At 70.5% G+C, this 18,329-nt stretch carries 18 protein-coding genes; 9 read left to right on the top strand and 9 right to left on the bottom strand.

The genetic code is table 11. The features are described from left to right. Positions 1 to 97: 97 nt before the first annotated feature. A complete protein-coding gene (locus ABEG17_RS02880; RefSeq protein WP_056916936.1) occupies positions 98 to 322 on the top strand; it encodes a helix-turn-helix domain-containing protein in 225 nt (74 codons plus the stop codon). 100 nt (positions 323 to 422) lie between these two features. Here ABEG17_RS02880 and ABEG17_RS02885 read toward each other — a convergent pair whose 3' ends face one another. Continuing rightward, positions 423 to 965, bottom strand: a complete 543-nt coding sequence (locus tag ABEG17_RS02885; protein WP_406831775.1) for a hypothetical protein — start codon at positions 963 to 965, stop codon at positions 423 to 425. Positions 966 to 1,117: 152 nt separating this feature from the next. Here ABEG17_RS02885 and ABEG17_RS02890 point away from each other — a divergent pair, with 152 nt between their 5' ends. Further along, entirely contained in the window at positions 1,118 to 1,969 is an 852-nt protein-coding gene (locus tag ABEG17_RS02890; protein ID WP_406831776.1) for a LysM peptidoglycan-binding domain-containing protein, read from the top strand. Next, positions 1,966 to 2,517 (top strand): Rv3235 family protein, encoded by a 552-nt coding sequence (locus ABEG17_RS02895; RefSeq protein ID WP_406831777.1) that lies wholly within the window; start codon positions 1,966 to 1,968, stop codon positions 2,515 to 2,517. The genes ABEG17_RS02890 and ABEG17_RS02895 overlap by 4 nt, the downstream gene beginning before the upstream one ends. A gap of 183 nt (positions 2,518 to 2,700) precedes the next feature. On the opposite strand, the gene secA is transcribed toward ABEG17_RS02895, so the two are convergent. Both secA and ABEG17_RS02905 read right to left on the bottom strand, forming a co-directional pair. Beyond that, the gene (gene secA / locus ABEG17_RS02900; RefSeq protein ID WP_406831778.1) at positions 2,701 to 5,715 is read right to left on the bottom strand and encodes a preprotein translocase subunit SecA; all 3,015 of its coding nucleotides are present in this window, start codon (positions 5,713 to 5,715) and stop codon (positions 2,701 to 2,703) included. Positions 5,716 to 5,918: 203 nt separating this feature from the next. Beyond that, positions 5,919 to 6,206 carry a GNAT family N-acetyltransferase gene (locus tag ABEG17_RS02905; protein WP_406831779.1) on the bottom strand — a complete coding sequence of 96 codons (288 nt, stop codon included), beginning with the start codon at positions 6,204 to 6,206 and terminating at the stop codon, positions 5,919 to 5,921. A gap of 125 nt (positions 6,207 to 6,331) precedes the next feature. Between ABEG17_RS02905 and ABEG17_RS02910 the strand changes: the two genes are divergently transcribed. The 4 genes from ABEG17_RS02910 (at position 6,332) to ABEG17_RS02925 (ending at position 9,649) form a co-directional block, all read left to right on the top strand. Then, a complete protein-coding gene (locus ABEG17_RS02910) occupies positions 6,332 to 6,499 on the top strand; it encodes a hypothetical protein (protein ID WP_406831780.1) in 168 nt (55 codons plus the stop codon). Next, the gene (locus ABEG17_RS02915) at positions 6,496 to 7,143 is read left to right on the top strand and encodes a cytochrome b N-terminal domain-containing protein (protein WP_406831781.1); all 648 of its coding nucleotides are present in this window, start codon (positions 6,496 to 6,498) and stop codon (positions 7,141 to 7,143) included. Before ABEG17_RS02910 ends, ABEG17_RS02915 begins: the two co-directional genes overlap by 4 nt. A gap of 1 nt (position 7,144) precedes the next feature. Continuing rightward, complete coding sequence (locus ABEG17_RS02920; RefSeq protein ID WP_406831782.1) at positions 7,145 to 8,116, top strand: hypothetical protein; 972 nt, start codon at positions 7,145 to 7,147, stop codon at positions 8,114 to 8,116. Between the two features lie 117 nt (positions 8,117 to 8,233). Next, on the top strand, positions 8,234 to 9,649 hold the full coding sequence (locus ABEG17_RS02925) for a hypothetical protein (RefSeq protein WP_406831783.1): 1,416 nt from the start codon (positions 8,234 to 8,236) through the stop codon (positions 9,647 to 9,649). 18 nt (positions 9,650 to 9,667) lie between these two features. Here ABEG17_RS02925 and ABEG17_RS02930 read toward each other — a convergent pair whose 3' ends face one another. The 5 genes from ABEG17_RS02930 to ABEG17_RS02950 all read right to left on the bottom strand — a co-directional run bounded on the left by ABEG17_RS02930 (position 9,668) and on the right by ABEG17_RS02950 (position 14,731). Then, positions 9,668 to 11,020, bottom strand: a complete 1,353-nt coding sequence (locus ABEG17_RS02930) for an MFS transporter (RefSeq protein WP_406831784.1) — start codon at positions 11,018 to 11,020, stop codon at positions 9,668 to 9,670. Between the two features lie 115 nt (positions 11,021 to 11,135). Further along, a complete protein-coding gene (locus ABEG17_RS02935; RefSeq protein ID WP_406831785.1) occupies positions 11,136 to 12,341 on the bottom strand; it encodes a winged helix-turn-helix domain-containing protein in 1,206 nt (401 codons plus the stop codon). 10 nt (positions 12,342 to 12,351) lie between these two features. Continuing rightward, positions 12,352 to 13,065, bottom strand: coding sequence for a response regulator (locus ABEG17_RS02940; protein WP_406831786.1), 714 nt, complete (start codon positions 13,063 to 13,065; stop codon positions 12,352 to 12,354). Between the two features lie 82 nt (positions 13,066 to 13,147). Continuing rightward, the gene (gene hpf / locus ABEG17_RS02945; RefSeq protein WP_406831787.1) at positions 13,148 to 13,816 is read right to left on the bottom strand and encodes a ribosome hibernation-promoting factor, HPF/YfiA family; all 669 of its coding nucleotides are present in this window, start codon (positions 13,814 to 13,816) and stop codon (positions 13,148 to 13,150) included. Positions 13,817 to 14,152: 336 nt separating this feature from the next. Beyond that, positions 14,153 to 14,731, bottom strand: coding sequence for a ComF family protein (locus tag ABEG17_RS02950; protein ID WP_406831788.1), 579 nt, complete (start codon positions 14,729 to 14,731; stop codon positions 14,153 to 14,155). A 310-nt stretch (positions 14,732 to 15,041) separates the two neighbouring features. Here ABEG17_RS02950 and ABEG17_RS02955 point away from each other — a divergent pair, with 310 nt between their 5' ends. Both ABEG17_RS02955 and ABEG17_RS02960 read left to right on the top strand, forming a co-directional pair. Next, positions 15,042 to 16,661, top strand: a complete 1,620-nt coding sequence (locus ABEG17_RS02955; protein WP_406831789.1) for a histidine kinase — start codon at positions 15,042 to 15,044, stop codon at positions 16,659 to 16,661. Further along, entirely contained in the window at positions 16,658 to 17,308 is a 651-nt protein-coding gene (locus ABEG17_RS02960; protein ID WP_406831790.1) for a response regulator, read from the top strand. Before ABEG17_RS02955 ends, ABEG17_RS02960 begins: the two co-directional genes overlap by 4 nt. A gap of 96 nt (positions 17,309 to 17,404) precedes the next feature. On the opposite strand, the gene ABEG17_RS02965 is transcribed toward ABEG17_RS02960, so the two are convergent. Next, complete coding sequence (locus ABEG17_RS02965) at positions 17,405 to 18,328, bottom strand: type II secretion system F family protein (protein ID WP_406831791.1); 924 nt, start codon at positions 18,326 to 18,328, stop codon at positions 17,405 to 17,407. Position 18,329: the final 1 nt, after the last annotated feature.

Genomic DNA, 18,329 nt, shown 5'->3' on the forward strand with positions numbered 1-18,329 from the left:
CCACCGGACGCAGCCGCACGATCATGGTAAAAATTCAGTCAAGAGAACGCAGGTTCCAGTCAAGACGGCACCAAGGCAGGGAAAGGGCGGGCACACCGTGGCCAAGCGATTCATCCAGTTGTCAGAGGTGTCCGAGGTCCTCGACATCTCCTCGGCCCAGGCCTACGCGCTGGTCCGGTCCGGCGAGCTCCCCGCCATCAAGGTCGGCGGCCGCGGACAGTGGCGCGTCGAGGTGGCCGAGCTCGAGAGCTACATCCAGCGGATGTACTCCGAGACCAAGACGTTCGTGGCGGCCCACCCGTTCGGGCAGGGCACCGAATAGCTTCGTCGCGGGCCGTGGGGGTCCCGCGTCGAACACCAGGAGGGGCCCGGAGCACTGCTCCGGGCCCCTCCTGCCATCTGCATCTGACATCTTCCGTCGGTCACGCGGGGCGCAGGAGGACCAGCGCGTCGAACGGCACCAGTCGGCGGCCGGTGATGTTCTCCGGGCGTCGCGCGAGGTCGCCGGCGTGCTCGCTGAGCTCGAGCACATCCTTGCCGACGGCGTCGATCGTGCCGGTCGCCTGCCCTCCAGCCGCATCGGTGAGCGTCAGGACCGAGCGGTCGCGACTGAGTCCGCGCAGGGCGTAGCCGAGGCCGAAACGCCGCCCGGCCGGCTCGCCCGCCGCACGGGTCGACAGTCCCGTGACGGCGGTGAGACCGCCGAAGGGCACGAGCGACACGGGGCCACCCTGAGCGCCGACGAGGAGCCACCCGTCGCCGACGTCGGCGACCTGGCCGGTCACCACCGTCCCGGTGCGCAGGGTCAGCCCCAGCACCTGCGACCCCGCAGCAGCCAGGCGCTCGTAGAGGCCCAGGGCGGCGCGCTCACGACGCGTGCGGTCAGCCACCTCGGCATCGAGCTCGCGCCGTTCCTCCGCCTCCCACTGCGCGGCCAGGTCCCCGAACAGGTCATCCCAACGCATGCCCACCTCCCCCGGCACCGCGAATGCAGCGCCTCGAGCGAGCCTAGCGACCGCCGACCCTTGTGCAGGTGAAGAACCTTGGATAGGTTCAATCAAACGCAAACACACGCAAACGAACGTTTACGAGCGTGGGGACAGATGGGGAGAGAGCCGTGGTCGGTCAACGTCGCGCATGGGGATGGGCAGTCGTCGCTGCCACCGCCTTCGGGGTTCTCGAGGGGGTGCTGGCCACGGTGCTCCGCGCCCAAGCCCGACTCGTCCTGGCGCCCGGGCCTGCCTCTCTCGACGAGGTGGCGGGGGTCTTGGCTGCCGCGCTGGCCATGGCGGTGGGCGCCTGGCTGGCAGTGGGGAGCACCGCGGCCGTCCTCGCCCACACGCAGGGCCGCCTCGGCACCGTCGCCGACCGACTCGCCGCGGCCTGGGCGCCGCTGCTGACCCGCCGGGTCGCGGCCGCCCTCGTCGGCGCCACCATCGCCGGCACCCTGGCTCCGGCGGCCGCACAAGCCCATTCGGCTGCCCCTTTCCCCGGGTTCAGCGTCTCGGCGTCTGCGACTCCCGGGCCGGAGGGCGCAACGCAGACCAGTCTTCCCGCAGCGAGCAGCGCAGCCCCACCGAGCAGTGCCTCACCGAGCAGTGCCTCACCGAGCGGTGCCCCACCGAGCAGTGCCTCACCGAGCGGTGCCCCACCGAGCGCTGCGTCCTCGAACAGGGCCGTGCCGCCGGCCGGCTGGACCCCGTCCCGCCCGCGGCAGCAGGCCGTCGCAGCCCCGGGACTGGTCACGTCCGGCGCCGGGAGAGCCGTCGGCACGGAGGTCGTCGTCCACCGCGGTGACACCCTCTGGGACCTCGTCGCCGCCCACTTGGGGCCCGATGCGACCGAGGCGGAGGTCGCCGAGGCGTGGCCACACTGGTACGCCGCCAACACGTCGGTCATCGGCGACGACCCCGACCGGCTCCTGCCCGGCCAGGTGCTCAGGGTCCCGTCCGCGGCGGTGACCCCGTGAGGGCGGCCGTGGTCGCAGCCCGCGCCCGGGCCGGCAGCTCACTGCGCCCACTCACCATCGTGCCCGCTCCCCGCATCCGCCCTCCGGTCATCGACGACAGCACGGACGACTGGCCGACCGAGCGTTGCGCTGAGTCCCCCTACGTCCAGGACGCCCTGGCCGTCGACTTCTCCCTGCGCTCCGACCACGACCTCTTCGGGGAACAGCCCACCCGGCGCGACGACCTGCCGGACCCACGCGACTGGGCCGCCCACATCGCCCAGGCCCTCGTCGAGGTGATGGCCGGGGTACGTCCGGCCCCGCAGCTGCTGCGATGGACCACCCCGGAGGTCTACGCCGTGGTGGCGCGGCGTGCAGCGGTCTCCGCTCGCAGGGGTATGCCGCCCGCTCGCCGGACCGTCGTCCGGAGCCTGCGCATCTGCGAGCCCGCGGACGGGGTGGCCGAAGCCAGCGCGGTCGTGGTCGACGGTGGACGCGTGCGGGCCCTGGCCATGCGCCTGGTCGGGCTCGACGGACGGTGGCGGGTGGAGGCGTTGCAGGTCGGCTGAAACCGACTGCACGCCAGTCGCTCGTGGCCGACTGCCAGCGGGGCCGCACTGGCCGATGGCGGCCGTCCCATCCCGTGGGGCGGGCACGAGGAGGGCGGCCGTCCAACCCCGTGCGGCGGGCACGAGGACGGCGGCCGTCCAACCCCGTGGGGTGGACGACCGCCGTTTCGAACTACGAGCCGGTCAAGCCTTGCCGTGGCACATCTTGAACTTCTTGCCTGATCCGCAGGGGCACGGCCCGTTGCGGGAGACGCCGGCCAGCTGGTCCTCGGTCAGCTCGTCGTCGACCACCGCTCCCCGGTGCTCGACCTCACCGGTCTCGGTCGGAGCGGAGTACTGCAGGTCCTGGGTCCGGCGCACCGGCTGCTCCAGACCCTTGGCCCGGAATGAGACCGCGGCCCGCTCATCGGCCGGCTCGGCCTCGTTGCCACCTGCGGCGCCGACCTCCGCGGGCACCCGCTCGTGCGGCTCGTGGTCGTGACCCTCGTGGTCGTGACCCTCGTGGTCGTGACCCTCGTGACCAGCGTGGTCGTGACCAGCGTGGTCGTGACCAGCGTGGTCGTGACCAGCGTGGTCGTGACCAGCGTGGTCGTGACCAGCGTGGTCGTCCGCGGTCAGGTTCGCCCCGGCGAGCATGTCGGAGACGCTCATCGGCTGCAGGGCGGGCGCCTGCTGCTCCGGCTGGTCGACATCGACCTGGACGTTGAAGAGGTAGCCGACCGACTCTTCCTTGATCGACTCGTTCATCGCCTCGAACAGCTGGAAGCCCTCGCGCTGGTACTCGACCAGGGGGTCACGCTGGGCCATCGCGCGCAGGCCGATGCCCTCCTGGAGGTAGTCCATCTCGTACAGGTGCTCACGCCACTTGCGGTCAAGGACCGACAGGACGACACGGCGCTCGACCTCTCGCATGACCTCCTCGCCCAGCTGTTCCTCACGCGCGTCATACGCGTGGTGGGCATCGGAGGTGATCTGCTCGCGCAGGACGTCCGCGGTCAGCGCGCCGCGGCCGCCTGCGGCCTCGATGACCTCGTCCGGCGTGACCGACACGGGGTACAGGGTCTTCAGAGCCGTCCACAGGCGGTCGAGGTCCCAGTCGTCGGCGAAGCCCTCGGCCGTCTCGGCGTCGACGTAACCACCGACGACGTCGTTGATGAAGTGGCGGATCTGCTCGTGCAGGTCCTCACCCTCGAGGACACGGCGGCGCTCGTCGTAGATGACGGTGCGCTGGCGGTTGAGCACGTCGTCGTACTTGAGGACGTTCTTGCGGATCTCGAAGTTGCGCCCCTCGACCTGGCCCTGCGCGCTCTGGATCGAGCGGCTGACCATCTTGGACTCGATCGGGACGTCGTCGTCCATCTTGGCCGTGGTCATGAACCGGTCGACCATGGCGGCGTTGAACAGGCGCATGAGGTCGTCCTGCAACGACAGGTAGAACCGGGACTCGCCCGGGTCACCCTGACGGCCGGAACGACCACGCAGCTGGTTGTCGATGCGGCGCGACTCGTGCCGCTCGGTGCCGAGAACGTAGAGACCACCGAGCTCGGTGACCTCGTTGTGCTCGGCCTCGACGGCTGCCTCGGCCTTGGCGAGCGCCTCGTCCCAGGCTGCCTCGTACTCCTCCGGGGTCTCCTCCGGGTCCAGGCCCTGCTGCTTGAGGGTGGCGACGGCCATGAACTCGGGGTTGCCACCGAGCATGATGTCGGTACCGCGACCGGCCATGTTCGTCGCGACGGTCACCGCGCCCTTGCGGCCCGCCTGCGCCACGATCGCGGCCTCACGCTCGTGCTGCTTGGCGTTGAGGACCTCGTGCGGCACCCCGCGACGACGCAGCTGGTCGGAGAGGTACTCGCTCTTCTCGACCGAGACGGTGCCGACGAGGACCGGCTGGCCCTGCTCGTAGCGCTCGGCGAGGTCGGCGACGACTGCGTCGTACTTGGCTTCCTCGGTGCGGTAGACGAGGTCGGGCTGGTCCTTGCGGACCATGGGGCGGTTCGTCGGGATCGGCACGACGCCCAGCTTGTAGATCGAGTTGAGCTCGGCGGCCTCGGTCTGGGCCGTGCCCGTCATGCCCGAGAGCTTGTCGTACATGCGGAAGTAGTTCTGCAGCGTGATCGTGGCGAGCGTCTGGTTCTCGTTCTGGATCTCGACGCCCTCCTTGGCCTCGATCGCCTGGTGCATCCCCTCGTTGTAGCGACGTCCGGCGAGCATGCGGCCGGTGTGCTCGTCGACGATGAGGATCTCGCCGTTCATGTTGACGTAGTCCTTGTCCCGCTTGAACAGCTCCTTCGCCTTGATGGCGTTGTTGAGGTAGCCGATGAGCGGGGTGTTGACGGACTCGTAGAGGTTGTCGATGCCGAGGTAGTCCTCGACCTTGGCGATGCCTGCCTCCAGGACACCGACGGTCTTCTTCTTCTCGTCGACCTCGTAGTCCCCCTCGCCGGACTCGAGCTCGCCGCGCGTCAGGCGCTGGGCGATCTTGGAGAACTCGGTGTACCACTTGGTGGCGGCGTCGGCCGGGCCGCTGATGATCAGCGGCGTGCGCGCCTCGTCGATGAGGATGGAGTCGACCTCGTCGACGATGGCGAAGTTGTGGCCGCGCTGGACGAGCTCATCCATGGTCCAGGCCATGTTGTCGCGCAGGTAGTCGAAGCCGAACTCGTTGTTGGTGCCGTAGGTGATGTCCTTGGCGTACTCGACACGCCGCTCGGCGGGGGTCATCGAGGCGAGGATGACGCCGGTCTCGAGCCCGAGCATGCGGTGGACGCGGCCCATCAGCTCGGACTGGTACTCCGCGAGGTAGTCGTTGACCGTGATGACGTGCACGCCCTTGCCCTCGAGGGCGTTGAGGTAGGACGGCAGGGTTGCAACGAGGGTCTTGCCCTCACCGGTCTTCATCTCGGCGACGTTGCCCAGGTGCAGGGCGGCCCCACCCATGAGCTGCACGTCGAAGTGCCGCTTGCCGAGGGTCCGGCGGGACGCCTCACGCACCGCGGCGAACGCCTCGGGAAGGATGTCGTCCAGGGTCTCACCGTCGGCGAGGCGCTTGCGGAAGACATCGGTCTCGGCACGCAGCTCGGCGTCGCTCAGCTTGGTGAAGTCCTCCTCGATGGAGTTCACCTGGGCGGCGATGCCGTGCAGCTTCTTGACGATGCGGCCTTCGCCGGCTCGTAGCAGTCGTTCGACGATCTTGGACACGCAATATCTCCTGAAGTTTCTGATCTCCTGCTACGCCCGGAGGACCGCAGCCGTCGTCATCCGAGGGGCAACGGCCCGACCTAGGCTAGTCGAGTCGGTCCGCGCCCGTGGACGCACGGCACGGGTAATGCCCCCCGGTCGCCGAACGTGCCGGGCCACGCAGCGGTTCCGGCGTTCACCGCCCGCCCCCAACCCGCACCCGGTCAGGGTGCGACGAGGTCCTGGTAGTCGGGGTGCTGGGCGATCCAGGCAGCGATGAAGGGGCACATGGCGACCACGTCGTTCTCCCCACGGCTCCTCACGTCGTCGAGGGCGCCCCGGGCGAGCGCTCCCCCGACCCCCTGGCCCTCGAACGCGGGGTCGACCTCGGTGTGGGTGAAGACCTGGTGCCCCCGCGTGACCTTGTACGCAGCGAAGCCGGCGAGCTCACCGTCGACGCGCGCCTCGTATCGACTCAGCTCGGGATGGTGGGTGACCAGGACGTCTGCCATGGCGACAGCCAAGCACAGCGAGGGGACCTTGTCCTCTGTCAGGCCCCAGACCCCGGGAGTGAGCATGGCTCACGGGCGAAACACGTTCACCCGGCGCGAGAGTCGAGGGCGACATGGTCCGAGCGATGGTTCAGGTGTCGACGCCGCACGTCGTGCAGTGGGGCTGGTTCAGCATCGAGCTGACCAACCTGTTGATCATCCTGGTGATGATCGTCGTGTTCGTCCTCGCGCTTCTGCTGCCCTTCCCGCACAACGCAGAGGTAACTCGGGAGCGCCGTGGAGAACAGCCATGAGCGGCGTGACGCAGGCACCGCCCCCGGTCGGGGATGCTCCACGGGACAGCTGGACCAGGGCCCTGCGTGAGCGCATCGAGCGGACCGTGCCGCCCGGCCAGGCGCTCCCGGACCGCCAACCGGAGTACGTCTCCTCGTGGATCTACGTGTTCGGGGTCCTGACGCTCGCCGCCCTGACCGTCGTCGTCGTCACCGGGTGCCTCCTCGCAGTGGGTGGCGCGATCTGGTGGCACGAGTCGTCGCTCGGGCACTTCGTCAACTCACTGCACCTGTGGAGCGTCGAACTGTTCTTCGGCGTCATGGTCATCCACCTGTGGGGGAAGTTCTGGATGGCCGCCTGGCGCGGGAACCGCCTGCTCACGTGGGTGACCGGGGTGGTGGCCTTCGTGGCGTCCATCGGTGCGGCGTTCACCGGGTACCTGTCGCAGTCCAACTTCGACGCGCAGTGGATCAGCGCCGAGGCCAAGGACGGCATCAACTCCATCGGGGTCGGTGCGTGGTTCAACGTCCTCAACCCCGCCCAGATGCTGCTCTGGCACGTGGTCCTGCTCCCGCTCGCGGTCGGGGTGATCGCCGCGCTGCACATCGTGCTGGTGCGTCGCCACGGGGTCGTCCCACCCCTCGATGCCCGGGACGGTGAGTGACATGGCCACAGCAACTCCCACCCGACCCCGCAGGCGCGGCTCGCACCACACGACCCCCGATTCCCACTCGTTTGCCACCCGTCCCTACGACCTCGTCAAGGAGTTCGTCATCGCGCTCGTCGTGGTGGGCCTGCTGACTGCGGGGCTGGCGGCGGTGTTCTCCTCACCCGACGAGCCCGCGATCTCCATGTCCGGGTGGGCCAAGGCCGCCCCCGCCGACGTCGTGGCGACAGCCGCGGCCGAGCTCGCCGGCACGAGCGTCAGCGCGACGTACGGTCCTCCCTACAACTCGGCGGCCGAGGGCCAGAAGGTGCTCGGCCTCCCGCTGCAGAAGTGGGGAGGCGTGCGCATCCCCGTCGACTCGACGAAGCTCGTGCTCGACCCGCTCTCCGCCCGCCCCGACGCGGCGACCAAGATCCTCCTGGCCTCCTGGCAGGCGGCCTCACCCACCCAGCGGACCGCATGGGCCACGGCCTACGCGGACGCGCTGGCCAAGGCCAAGGACGGCGACCCCGCCGCGGTCGCCCCCGGCAACTACGGGCCGGTCCCCGGGCTGGCCGCGTCGTTCCTCGGCGTGGCCCGCAGCGGCGGGCTCGAAGGACTGCTCACCTCAGCCGGCACGTTCTACGGCGGCGACCAGACCCGCACGATCCTGCTCCTCAGCGACGGTGCGTACCTCGAGGACACCGCCCGGGCGCAGCAGCTCGGTGGCGACCAGTGGGGGATGATGAACGAGACGGGCAACTACCCCGGCCAGCCGTGGATGTGGCTCTACACCTTCTGGTACCAGGTGCCGCCGTTCTCGACCTCCGACAACGCCGATGCCCAGGTCTGGGCCCTGATGATGGTGCTGACCCTCGGCCTGATGTTCCTTCCGCTCATCCCGGGCCTGCGCGACATCCCGCGACTGATACCGATCCACCGCCTCGTCTGGCGTGACTACTACCGCGACCACCCGCGACGGGGCGGCTGACCTCCTGCGAACGGGTGGAATGCGCAGCAGTTCACGCCGTCCATCTGCGGGGCCGGTACCTTCCACCACGGGCGGTCCACCAGGGCACCCATGGACGGTGGAGGAGAACCGAACGTCGTGAGCATGGCCAACCGCGGTCGACAGGCGGGGAGCACGTCGGGTCGCGACCGGTGGCTGCCGCTGGTCTTCCTGGCGCTCATCCCCTTCATCTTGCTGCGGCTCGGGCTGCACCCCGTCGGCGACCCAGACACCTTCTGGCACCTGCGTGCGGGGTCCCACCTGTGGGGCACCTGGCAGTTCAACGGCCCGGACCCGCTGTCGCAGTTCAGCTCGCGCTCGTGGGTGTTGCACGAGTGGCTGCCCGAGCTCGGGCTCGCCGCAGCAGCGGCGTTGGGTGGGTTGCCTGCCGTCGCCTGGCTGGCCTGCGCCTTGATCGCGGTCCTGTTCGTGACCGTGTATGTCGTGTGCCGCACCTGGGTGCCCGTGCTGCCGGCCGCGATCCTGGCCACGGCCGCGGTGTTCGGATCGGCCGCGAGCCTCACCCCGCGCCCCCAGCTCGTCACCTTCGTCCTCCTCCCGGTCGTCGTGTGGGCCTGGCTCGGGACCGCCCGGGACCTGCGGGTCCGCTGGTGGGTGGTGCCCCTGAGCTGGGTGTGGGCCTGCTCGCACGGACTGTGGGTCGCCGGAGTCGTCACCGGCGCCGCGGTCACGGCCGGGCTGCTCCTGGACCGGCGGCTGTCGCTGCAACAGGCTGCCCGGCTTGTCGGCGTGGTGGCGCTGTCGGTGGTCGTCGCGGCCCTGACTCCCGTGGGACCCGGACTGTTCCTCGCGCCCATGCGGGTGAGCGAGACGACGTCACTGATCAGCGAGTGGGACCCACCGTCGCTGACGTCTCCCCCGGTCGCCGTGACCTTGGGGCTGCTGGCGGCCGTGGTCGTGCTCTGGGCACGCCGCGCCCGGCAGGTGCCCTGGACCCACGTCCTGCTGCTCGCGGTCGCGGCCGGGTGGACGCTGGTCTACGCCCGGACGGTCGCCCTCGGCGCACTGACCGCCGCACCCCTGCTCGCCAGCGCGTGGCCGGTCCGGGAGGACGACGTCCACCCGTCGCGACGTGCGGAGGGGGTTAGCCTCACGGCAGCGGTCCTCGCGAGCCTGGCCCTTGCCGCAGCGGTGCTGCCCTCCCTCGCCGCCCAACCCCTTCAGCCCCATCGGCTCGACCAGCAGCTCGACCGCCTCCCGCGCGGCACCGTGGTCTACGACGAGTACAGCCTCGGCGGCTGGTTGCTGTGGCGGCACCCGCAGCTCGCGCCAGTGATCGACCCCCGGGTCGAGGTCTTCGACGCCGACTACGTGCGCGAGCACATCACCACCCTGGCGGCCGGCCCCGGCTGGGAGGCGTCCGTCGCGCGCAGCGGTGCGACGTTCGCGCTCATCCCGCAGGACGCACCGCTGTCGGCGGCCATGCTGCGAACCGGCGACTGGGCTGCCATCGGCAACGACGCCGGCTACGTCCTGCTCACCCGCCGCTCTTGAGCCGCGCGGCGTCCGGACTCAGGCGACGGAGGCGGCCTCGGACTGCACGACATCGGCGTTCCAGGAGCCGCGCTCCGGCGCCCTGGTGATGGCGAGGCAGGCCATCGCCGCGAACAGGCAGAGGCCGCCGGCGGTGAGCCAGGCCGTGTAGTAGTCGCCCGTGCTCTGCCGCACCCACCCCGCATACGAGGCGGCCACCCCGGCACCGACCATGTGGGCGGCGAACACCCACCCGAACACCATGCTCGACCGCTGGACACCGAAGTGCTTGCGGCACAGGGCGATCGTCGGCGGGACGGTGGCCACCCAGTCCAGCCCGTAGAAGACGATGAAGACGAACAGGCTGGGGGCGATGTCCGGGCCGAGCAGCGCGGGGACGAACAGCAGCGAGAGTCCGCGCAGCCCGTAGTAGCCGAACAGCAGGAACCGCGGGTCGACCCGGTCGGTGAGCCAGCCCGAGGCGATCGTGCCGACCAGGTCGAAGACCCCCACCAGCGCCAGCAGCCCGGCGGCCGTCGTCGCCGGCATGCCGTGGTCGTGGGCCGCGGGGATGAAGTGCGTGCCGATCAGGCCGTTGGTGGACCAGCCGCAGACCCAGAACGTGCCGAACAGAATCCAGAACGTGCGCGAGCCCATGCTCTCCCGCAGCGTGCGGACGGCGAGGGTGGCCGGTCCCGCCTGTGCCCCCGTATGCCGCGTGGGCGCCTCGTCCAGCGGCTCACCCGGCGCGGCGCCGTACGGCCGAAGGCCCAGGTCGGCAGGACGGTCGCGGACGACGAGGAGCACGAGCGGAACGAGGAGCACCGCCGCGGTGGACACGACCAGCGCCGCCCAGCGCCACCCCGGACCGGTCGCGAGCGCCGCTATGCCCGGGAGGAAGACGAGCTGGCCGGCCGCGCCGGCGGCGGAGAACACCCCGGTCACGAGGCCACGACGGCCCTCGACGAACCAGCGGTTGGCGACCACTGAGCCGAGGACCAGCGCCATGGCTCCCGTGCCGACACCGACGGCGACACCCCAGAGCAGCCACAGCTGCCACGGCGCGGTCATGAAGACCGTGAGCCCGCTGCCGACGGCGACGAGGAGCAGGGCCAGCGCCACGACGCGGCGGATGCCGAAGCGCTCCATCAGGGCCGCCGCGAAGGGCGCGGTGAGGCCGTAGATGACGAGGTTCGCCGTCACCGCGCCAGAGGTCGTCGCGCGGGACCACCCGAACTCGGACTCCAGGGGCTCGAGCAACGCACCGGTCGAGGAGCGGAACCCGGCCGCGGAGACGAGGGCGGCGAGGACGACGAGGGTCACCCACCAGGCCCGGTGGATGCGCGGCGTGCGGGCGGCGACCGGCGGCCGGTCCGTGGCAGGAATCGTCACCCCCGAAGGGTATGCGCCAGCATGCCGGTCGACCAGCACGATCTCGTCATCCACCGCTCAGATCCCGCCAGGCCGGCGAGCTCGGGTGAGCTCCGGGTGGGGCCCGGTGAGCCCGTCAGGCGATGACGAAGCCCGCGGCGAGGCCGAGCCACTGCGCCATCAGGCCCAGCTCGTCGGCCAGCGCGGCGCGAGCCTCCTCCGGGGCGCCCGGCTCCCAGTGGACCGACTGCAGCCGCAGCACCCCGGCGGCGCGGTCTGCCTTGAGGTCGCAGCGAGCCACGAGCGTGTCGCCGTAGAGGAACGGCAGCACGTAGTAGCCGTGCACGCGCTGGTGGGCCGGGACGTAGATCTCGAGGCGGTAGTCGAACCCGAAGATCGCCGCGGTGCGCTCGCGCTGCCAGATCAACGAGTCGAACGGGCTGAGGAGAGCCTGCGCCTGCACCCGCCGGGGCCGCCGCGCCTCGGGGTGCAGGTAGGCGGGCCGCTTCCAGCCCTCGATGGTCGCGGGGAAGAGCCGGCCCTCGGCGACGAGGGAGACCAATGCCGGCCGGGCCTGCTCGGGCTTGAGGCGGAAGTAGTCGCGCAGGCACTGCTCGGTGCCGACCCCGTGGGCCCTGGCAGCGATCATCACCAGCTCGCGGAACGCCTCCTCGTGCGGAGGTCGCTGGGCCCGGTCGACGGCGACGGCAGCCACCTCCTTGGGGAGCACCCGCTCGAGCGAGGCGTAACGGCGCTCGAACTGGGCCGTCCGGCCCGCCGAGGTGATCTCGCCGGACCAGAAGAGGTGTTCGAGCGCGTTCTTGACCAGGGACCAGTTCCAGCCCCACTCGTCGCGGCCTCGCGGGAGGTCGTGCTCGAGGGCGACCTCGACCTGGCGCGAGGTGAGGGGTCCACCCGCCAGCACCTCGGCCTTGACCGCCGCGACCAGCCCGGGGTGCTCCAGGGCCACCCGCTGCATCCCGCCCCACGCGTCCGCGTGGGCACGCTGCATACGGAAGTCGAGCAACGGCCACGTCGTCGGCGGCACCAGGCTCGCCTCGTGGGCCCAGTACTCGACGAGCCGCCGCGGCGACCGGTCGCGGGCCCGGTCGAGCAGGTCGGTGTCGTAGGGGCCGAGGCGGGAGAAGAACGGCAGGTACTGGCTGCGGGCGACGACGTTGACGCTGTCGATCTGGACGACCTGCACGCGGTCGACCACCCGCTGCACGTGCCGCATCGTCGCGGTGCCCGGGGCCGGCCGCGGATCGAGGAAACCTTGTGCAGCCAATGCGATCCTGCGCGCCTGGGCGCGCGTGAGGCGCACGGGGTCGGGCAGGCTCATCCCGCTCGGCTCACTCGCCGGGTTCGAGCAGGTTCTCCCGCACGGCATACATCGCGGCTTCCATGCGCGAGTGCAGCTGGAGCTTCTCGAGGATGTTGCGGACGTGGTTCTTGACGGTGTTCTCGGAGATGAACAGCTGGTGGGCGATCTCCTTGTTGGCCAGCCCACGCGCGACGAGCCGGAGCACCTCCAGCTCGCGGTCGGTCAGCCGCGGGGCCCCGACGGCGCTCGGACGCTCGCCCTGGCGCCGGCTCATCTGGGCGAACTCGGCGAGCAGCTTGGAGGCCATGGAGGGCGAGATGAGCGAGTCGCCGTGGTGCACGGCACGAACGCCCTCGGCGATCTCCTCCCCCGGCACGTCCTTGAGGAGGTAGCCGTTGGCGCCGGCCTTGACGGCTTCGTAGAGGTCGGACTCCTCGTCGGACATCGTCAGCATGATGATCTTGGTGGACGGCACGAGCGCCTTGATGGTCTTGCAGGCCTCGATGCCCGAGGTGTGCGGCATGCGCACGTCCATGAGCACCACGTCGGGGAGCAGCTCGACCGTGCGGTCGACCGCCTCCTTGCCGTCTCCGGCCTCGCCGACGATGTCGATGTCCTCGTCCTGCGACACGACCATCTGCAGCCCTCGGCGGTAGAGCACATGGTCGTCAGCGATGACGACCCGGATGGGTTCGCGCACCACGGGTGCTCCTTCGTCGAAACCGCTGCTCACGCGCCACATCCTTGCACGACGCGCCGACGGCGCGGAGCAACCTGGGAGCCCAGGTCGATGCCACGCCGCCGGCGGGGTAGGGATCGAGCGGTCAGGAGACCTTCTGGACCGCGGCCGGAGCGTCGTCCGCGTCGCTGGCACCGGAGGCACCCACGTCGAGGTGGATCACGCCGTAGGACCAACCGCGGCGGCGGTAGACGACGCTGGGCTGGTCGGTGTCCTCGTCGTGGTAGAGGTAGAAGTCGTGGCCGACGAGCTCCATCTCGGCCACCGCCTGGTCGAGCGGCATGGGCACCGTGGCATGGATCTTCTCCCGGATCTCCACAGGGCTGTTGCCCTGCGTGCCGAACCGGTCGCCTTCGACCTCGGAGTGCGCATGGTCCTCGGACGAGCCCTGCGTGGGCTCCTGGATCCGGGCCGTCGCCGCGGAGACCGACTCCGGAGCGTGCCTGCCCCGGTGCACCCGCTTGCGGTCGTGGGCCCGCCGCAATCGCTCCATCAGCTTGTCCAGCGCCACGTCGAGGGCGGCGTACTTGTCGTCGAGACATGCTTCAGCCCGCACGATGGGGCCCTTCACATGACAGGTGATCTCGACCCGCTCGCAGGACTTGGCCTGCCGCTTGTTGGGTTCGTGACTGACGATGACGTCGACGCGCTGCACGCGAGGGGCGAGCTGGGCGATCTTGGTCAGCTTCTCGTCGAGGTGGTCACGAAATCGGTCTGAGACCTGCATGTGGCGTCCGGTGACGACAATCTCCACGGTGTCCTCCATAAGTGTGGTGGAAGGTGAGAGTCGGGCGCGACAGCCCTGATCAACCGCGGCACCACCGCCCGAGCTCCTCGGCGAGCGAGGCGGTGGGCGAGGTGGTGGACGAGCGCACCCGCAGTGGTGCGCTGGTGGGTGGCCCGTGGGGCGCACCGGTGGGGCCGACCGCAGTCGTGGTGGGCCTCGTGATCGGCTCCGCTCCCTGCGCCAGGACGCCTGCCGGACCGTGTCCGCGACGCCCTGTTCTCGTGTGCTGCACGGGGGCCAGGGGGGCCATGTACCGACGGTAGTCCACGTCCCACCTTTGCGACAGCGGGACCCCCGAGCCGCTCACCGTGGGCCTGCTCCGAACGTCCGGGGAGCGCGTGCGCGTCGCTGGGTGGCGCAGATGGTGGCCGCCACGACCACCCCCGCACCGCCGGACCGCAGCGCCCTCGCCGCCTCGACCAGGGTGGCGCCGGTCGTCAGCACGTCGTCGACGAGGACGCACGCGGAGCCGCGCACAGCCGCGGACGAGGCCGGACGCAGCACCATGGAGTGCTCGACGTTGAGGTGACGGTCCGTGGCGCCAAGGCCGGCCTGGTCGGCCACCCGTCGGCGGACGCGCAGGGCTCTGTCCACGACGACCTCCTCAGCCGAGAAACCACGAGCCGCCAGTGTCGCGAGGCCCTCGAGCGGTGCGTCGCCGCGTCGTCGACGGGACGCCCTCGACGACGGCACCGGGACGAGGAGCACCGGGGCTCGCCGGCCGCCCACCGCCCGGCGCACGCCCGGGTCTGCGACGAGAGCCGCATCGACCGCGCTGGCCAGGAGGCCGCTGAGGACTGACGCGATGTCGCGGCGGTCCTGGTCCTTGTAGGCGGTGACGATCCCGGACAGCGCCCCCTCGAACCTCCCGGACGTGTGCACCGGTGGCAGTCCCGCGGGTTCGGGAGTCGGTCTGGACCGGCGTGGGCCCCCGGCCCAGAGGCTGCTGGCGACCTCCTGACGACATGTGTCGCACAGCTCGACGTCCGGGGTGCCACATGCGGCACACGCCCTCGGAAGGGCGAGGGAGAGTACCGCCAGGAGGGACGTGGTGCCGCGGAACATGCCCTCAACGGTGCCGAATCGGTGTGTTCGTGCTTGTTCGGCCCACCTGAGCCTGTGGAGCGGACTAGTCTGAGGCGCAACCTGTGGACAAATCGTCGTGGGTCCAGGACCAGAGGGGAGGCCGTGGATGCGTTGGCTGCCGCGCCTGTCCCTCAGCACCCAGCTGCGGCTGGGCCTCGCGGTGCTCGCGCTGCTGTTCGCGATCATGGACCACTCGTTGCTCGCCGGGCTCCCCTGGATTCTGTTGGTCGTCACCCTCGACCTCGCGGCCTCGGGTTTCCAGTACCTCAGCCTGAGCGGGCGAGCCATCGGACGCGTGCAGCTCATGGTGCTCTTCGGGGCCAGTGCCGCGGTCGCCGGCATCGCGATGGGGTATGCCGGGCCATGGTCCAAGGTCCTCATCCTCATCCCCGCCTACCACGCGGGCACCAAGTTCTCCCGGCGCGGAGCCCTGATGGTCTTCGGCGTCGGGCTCGTCACCGGGGGCTCGACGGTGCTCCTGCTCGGTCACTACACCGAGGGCGAGGCACAGCGCATCCTCCTCGCATCGGTCTTCTCCCTGGTGTTCGGACTCCTCGGAGCCTGGTCGCACCGCATGGAGGAAGAAGATGAAGAGGCGGTCGTCGACCCCAACGTCGCCGCCGAGGCCGGCCTGCTGCTGCGACGGCTGCACGAGCTCGCCGAGACGCTCGACACCGGTTTCGACGCCCCCGCCTCGGCGGAGATGGCGTTGCAGGACCTCGCCACCCAGATGCGCGCAGCACGCAGCGCGATCCTCGTGGGCTACGGCGACGACCCCGCCGTGCCGCTGGCCATCCGCGGTGCCGACCGCACCCCCTGGCCAGACCCCATGGAGCCCACCTCGGTGCTCTCGAAGACCTGGCACGAGGGTGTTCCCACCCTGTCGGAGTGGGCTGACGACCTGGTCGGACGCTCCGTCATCGTCGTGCCGCTCAACGACAACAACGGCGACCGACTGGGTCTGCTCGTGGCCGACCGCCCCCTGGTCACCCCGTTCACCGAGGAGGACCTGGAGGCAGCCGGACAGGTCGCGTCCCGGCACGCCGCCAACATCGACCTGTCCGTGCTGTTCGCCGGGCTGCGTGAACGTGCCGGCCTCGAGGAGCGCGAACGGCTGGCGCGCGAGATGCACGACGGCATCGCCCAGGAGATGGTCGCCCTCGCCTTCGGCATCGACTCGCTGCGACGCACGGCCCGCAACACCGACTCGCCGCTCGCCGACGACCTGGACGGACTCCGGGTGGAGGTGTCGAGGGTCCTCGCCGACCTCCGCCTGCACATCGCCGACCTGCGGATCGCCGTTCGCCCCGACACCGGGCTGGGTGCGCTCATCGGTGCCCGCCTGCAGAACTTCGGCTCGACCTCAGGGGTCACGACCCGAATGCACCTCAGCGAGAACGGCTTCCGTCTTCCCGCCCACACCGAGGTCCTGATCTACCGCTTGTTCCTGCAGGTCCTCGCCGACGCACGCCACTCGCTGAACGCCGACACGGTCGAGGTCCGCCTCAACGTCGCGGCCCCGCGGGTGGAGCTGTGGGTCGCTCACAACGGCACGAGCTCGCTGGGCATCCGTGACTTCGGCGAGCACCCCCTCACCTCCTTGGGGGGCGAGATCGCCGTCGAGCCCTATGCCGGTGACGGTGTCGCCATCCGCATGCGCATGCGAGCCCGCGGCGCCGCGCCGTCAGCCACGCTTTCCAACGAAAGGATCCCCCAGCCGTCATGACCATCAACGTCGTCGTGATCGACGATCACACCCTTGTCCGTGAGGCCGTGTGCCGCATGATCGACAGCGAGCCCGACCTCGCCGTGGTGGGCCAGGCCGGAGGGATCGCCGAGGGCCGCACCGTGCTGGCCCAGAGCCTCATCCACGTGCTCGTCGTGGACGTGTCCATGCCCGACGGCTCGGGGCTGGTTCTGGCCCGAGCGGCCCGTGAGGCGTCCCCGCGGCTGGGCATCGTCGTGCTGACGATGCACAACGACGACGAGACCCTCCTCGAGGCTCTGGACCTCGGTGCCTCCGCGCTCGTCCTGAAGTCGGCTCCGTCCGACGAGGTGATCGCCGCCGTCCGTCGCGCCGCGGTCGCACCCGACGCCTTCATGGCCACCGGTCTGGCCGAGGCGCTGCGTCGACGCGACTCGAGCGACAAGCCCAAGCTCACTCCTCGCGAGGCGGAGGTGCTCGACCGACTCGTGGCCGGGGACTCCATCGCCGCCGTGGCCAAGCGACTCTACATGAGCGAGTCGACGGTCAAGACGCACGTCTCGAAGGTCTACGAGAAGCTCGGCGCCCACAACCGTGCGTCGGCCGTCATGTCGGCGCTGCGGCTGGGCCTGGTGCGCGCCGAGTCCGTGGGACAGATGCGCCGCTGATCTCCGCGCCGCCGGCTCCCACGTCGAGCTGGTGGTACGACGAAACCGGGCCGACACCATCGAGGGTTTCGGCCCGGTTTCGTCGTCTCCGACGCCTCAGAGCCCACCCTTGCTGAAGGTGTCGATGATGTTGATCGCGCCGGGACCGATGATGACGATGAACAGCGCCGGGAAGATGAACAGCAGCATGGGGAAGAGGATCTTCACCGGCACCTTCTGCGCCTGGGCCTCTGCCCGTTGACGCCGGACGAGCCTCATCTGGTTGGACTGCTCACGCAGCACGCTGCCGATCGGGAGGCCGAGCCGGTCGGCCTGCACGAGGGCGCTGACGAAGGTCTTGGCCTCGTTCACCGAGGTGCGCTTGGCCAAGGAGCTGAAGGCCTCGCCACGGGACTTGCCGATCTGGATCTCCGAGAGCACTCGGGCGAACTCGCCGGCCACGGGCCCGGTCGTGGACTTGGCCACCTGCATGAGCGCCGCGTCGAAGCCCTGACCGGCCTCGACGCACACCGTGAGCATGTCGAGGGCGTCCGCCAGGCCCCGCTGCAGCTCCTCCTGGCGCTTCTGCCCGGCGTTCATGAGCAACAGGTCGGGGAGGAAGAACCCGAGGGCGCCACCGATCCCCGCGAAGAGCAGGCCGCTCAGGCTGAATCCTCCGAACAGGAACCCGACGAGCGCAAGGACCAGCAACGCAGCTCCCTTGGCCCCCATGATCCGCTCGGCGGACCACGCCCCGGGGTTGCCCGCCAGGTCGAGGCGTCGACCCAGTCCGTCCTGCGCGCCGGCTGGCGAGAGCCTGGCGGCCAGCGACCGCGTCTTCGCCAGGGCGGGCAGCACGATGCGGTCCATCAGCGGAAGGTCGGACTTGCTCACCTCGCGATGGTCGAGCGACTTCTCGATCAGCTCGAGCGAACGGGCCACCCCCGTCGTCTCCCCCGCCCCGGCCGCGACCGCCATGACGATGGTGACCAGGGCAACGGCGATGGCGACGAGGCCGACGACCAGCAGCAGATTTCCCATC

The sequence above is a fragment of the Pedococcus sp. KACC 23699 genome (assembly GCF_045348425.1).
GTDB lineage: Bacteria > Actinomycetota > Actinomycetes > Actinomycetales > Dermatophilaceae > Pedococcus.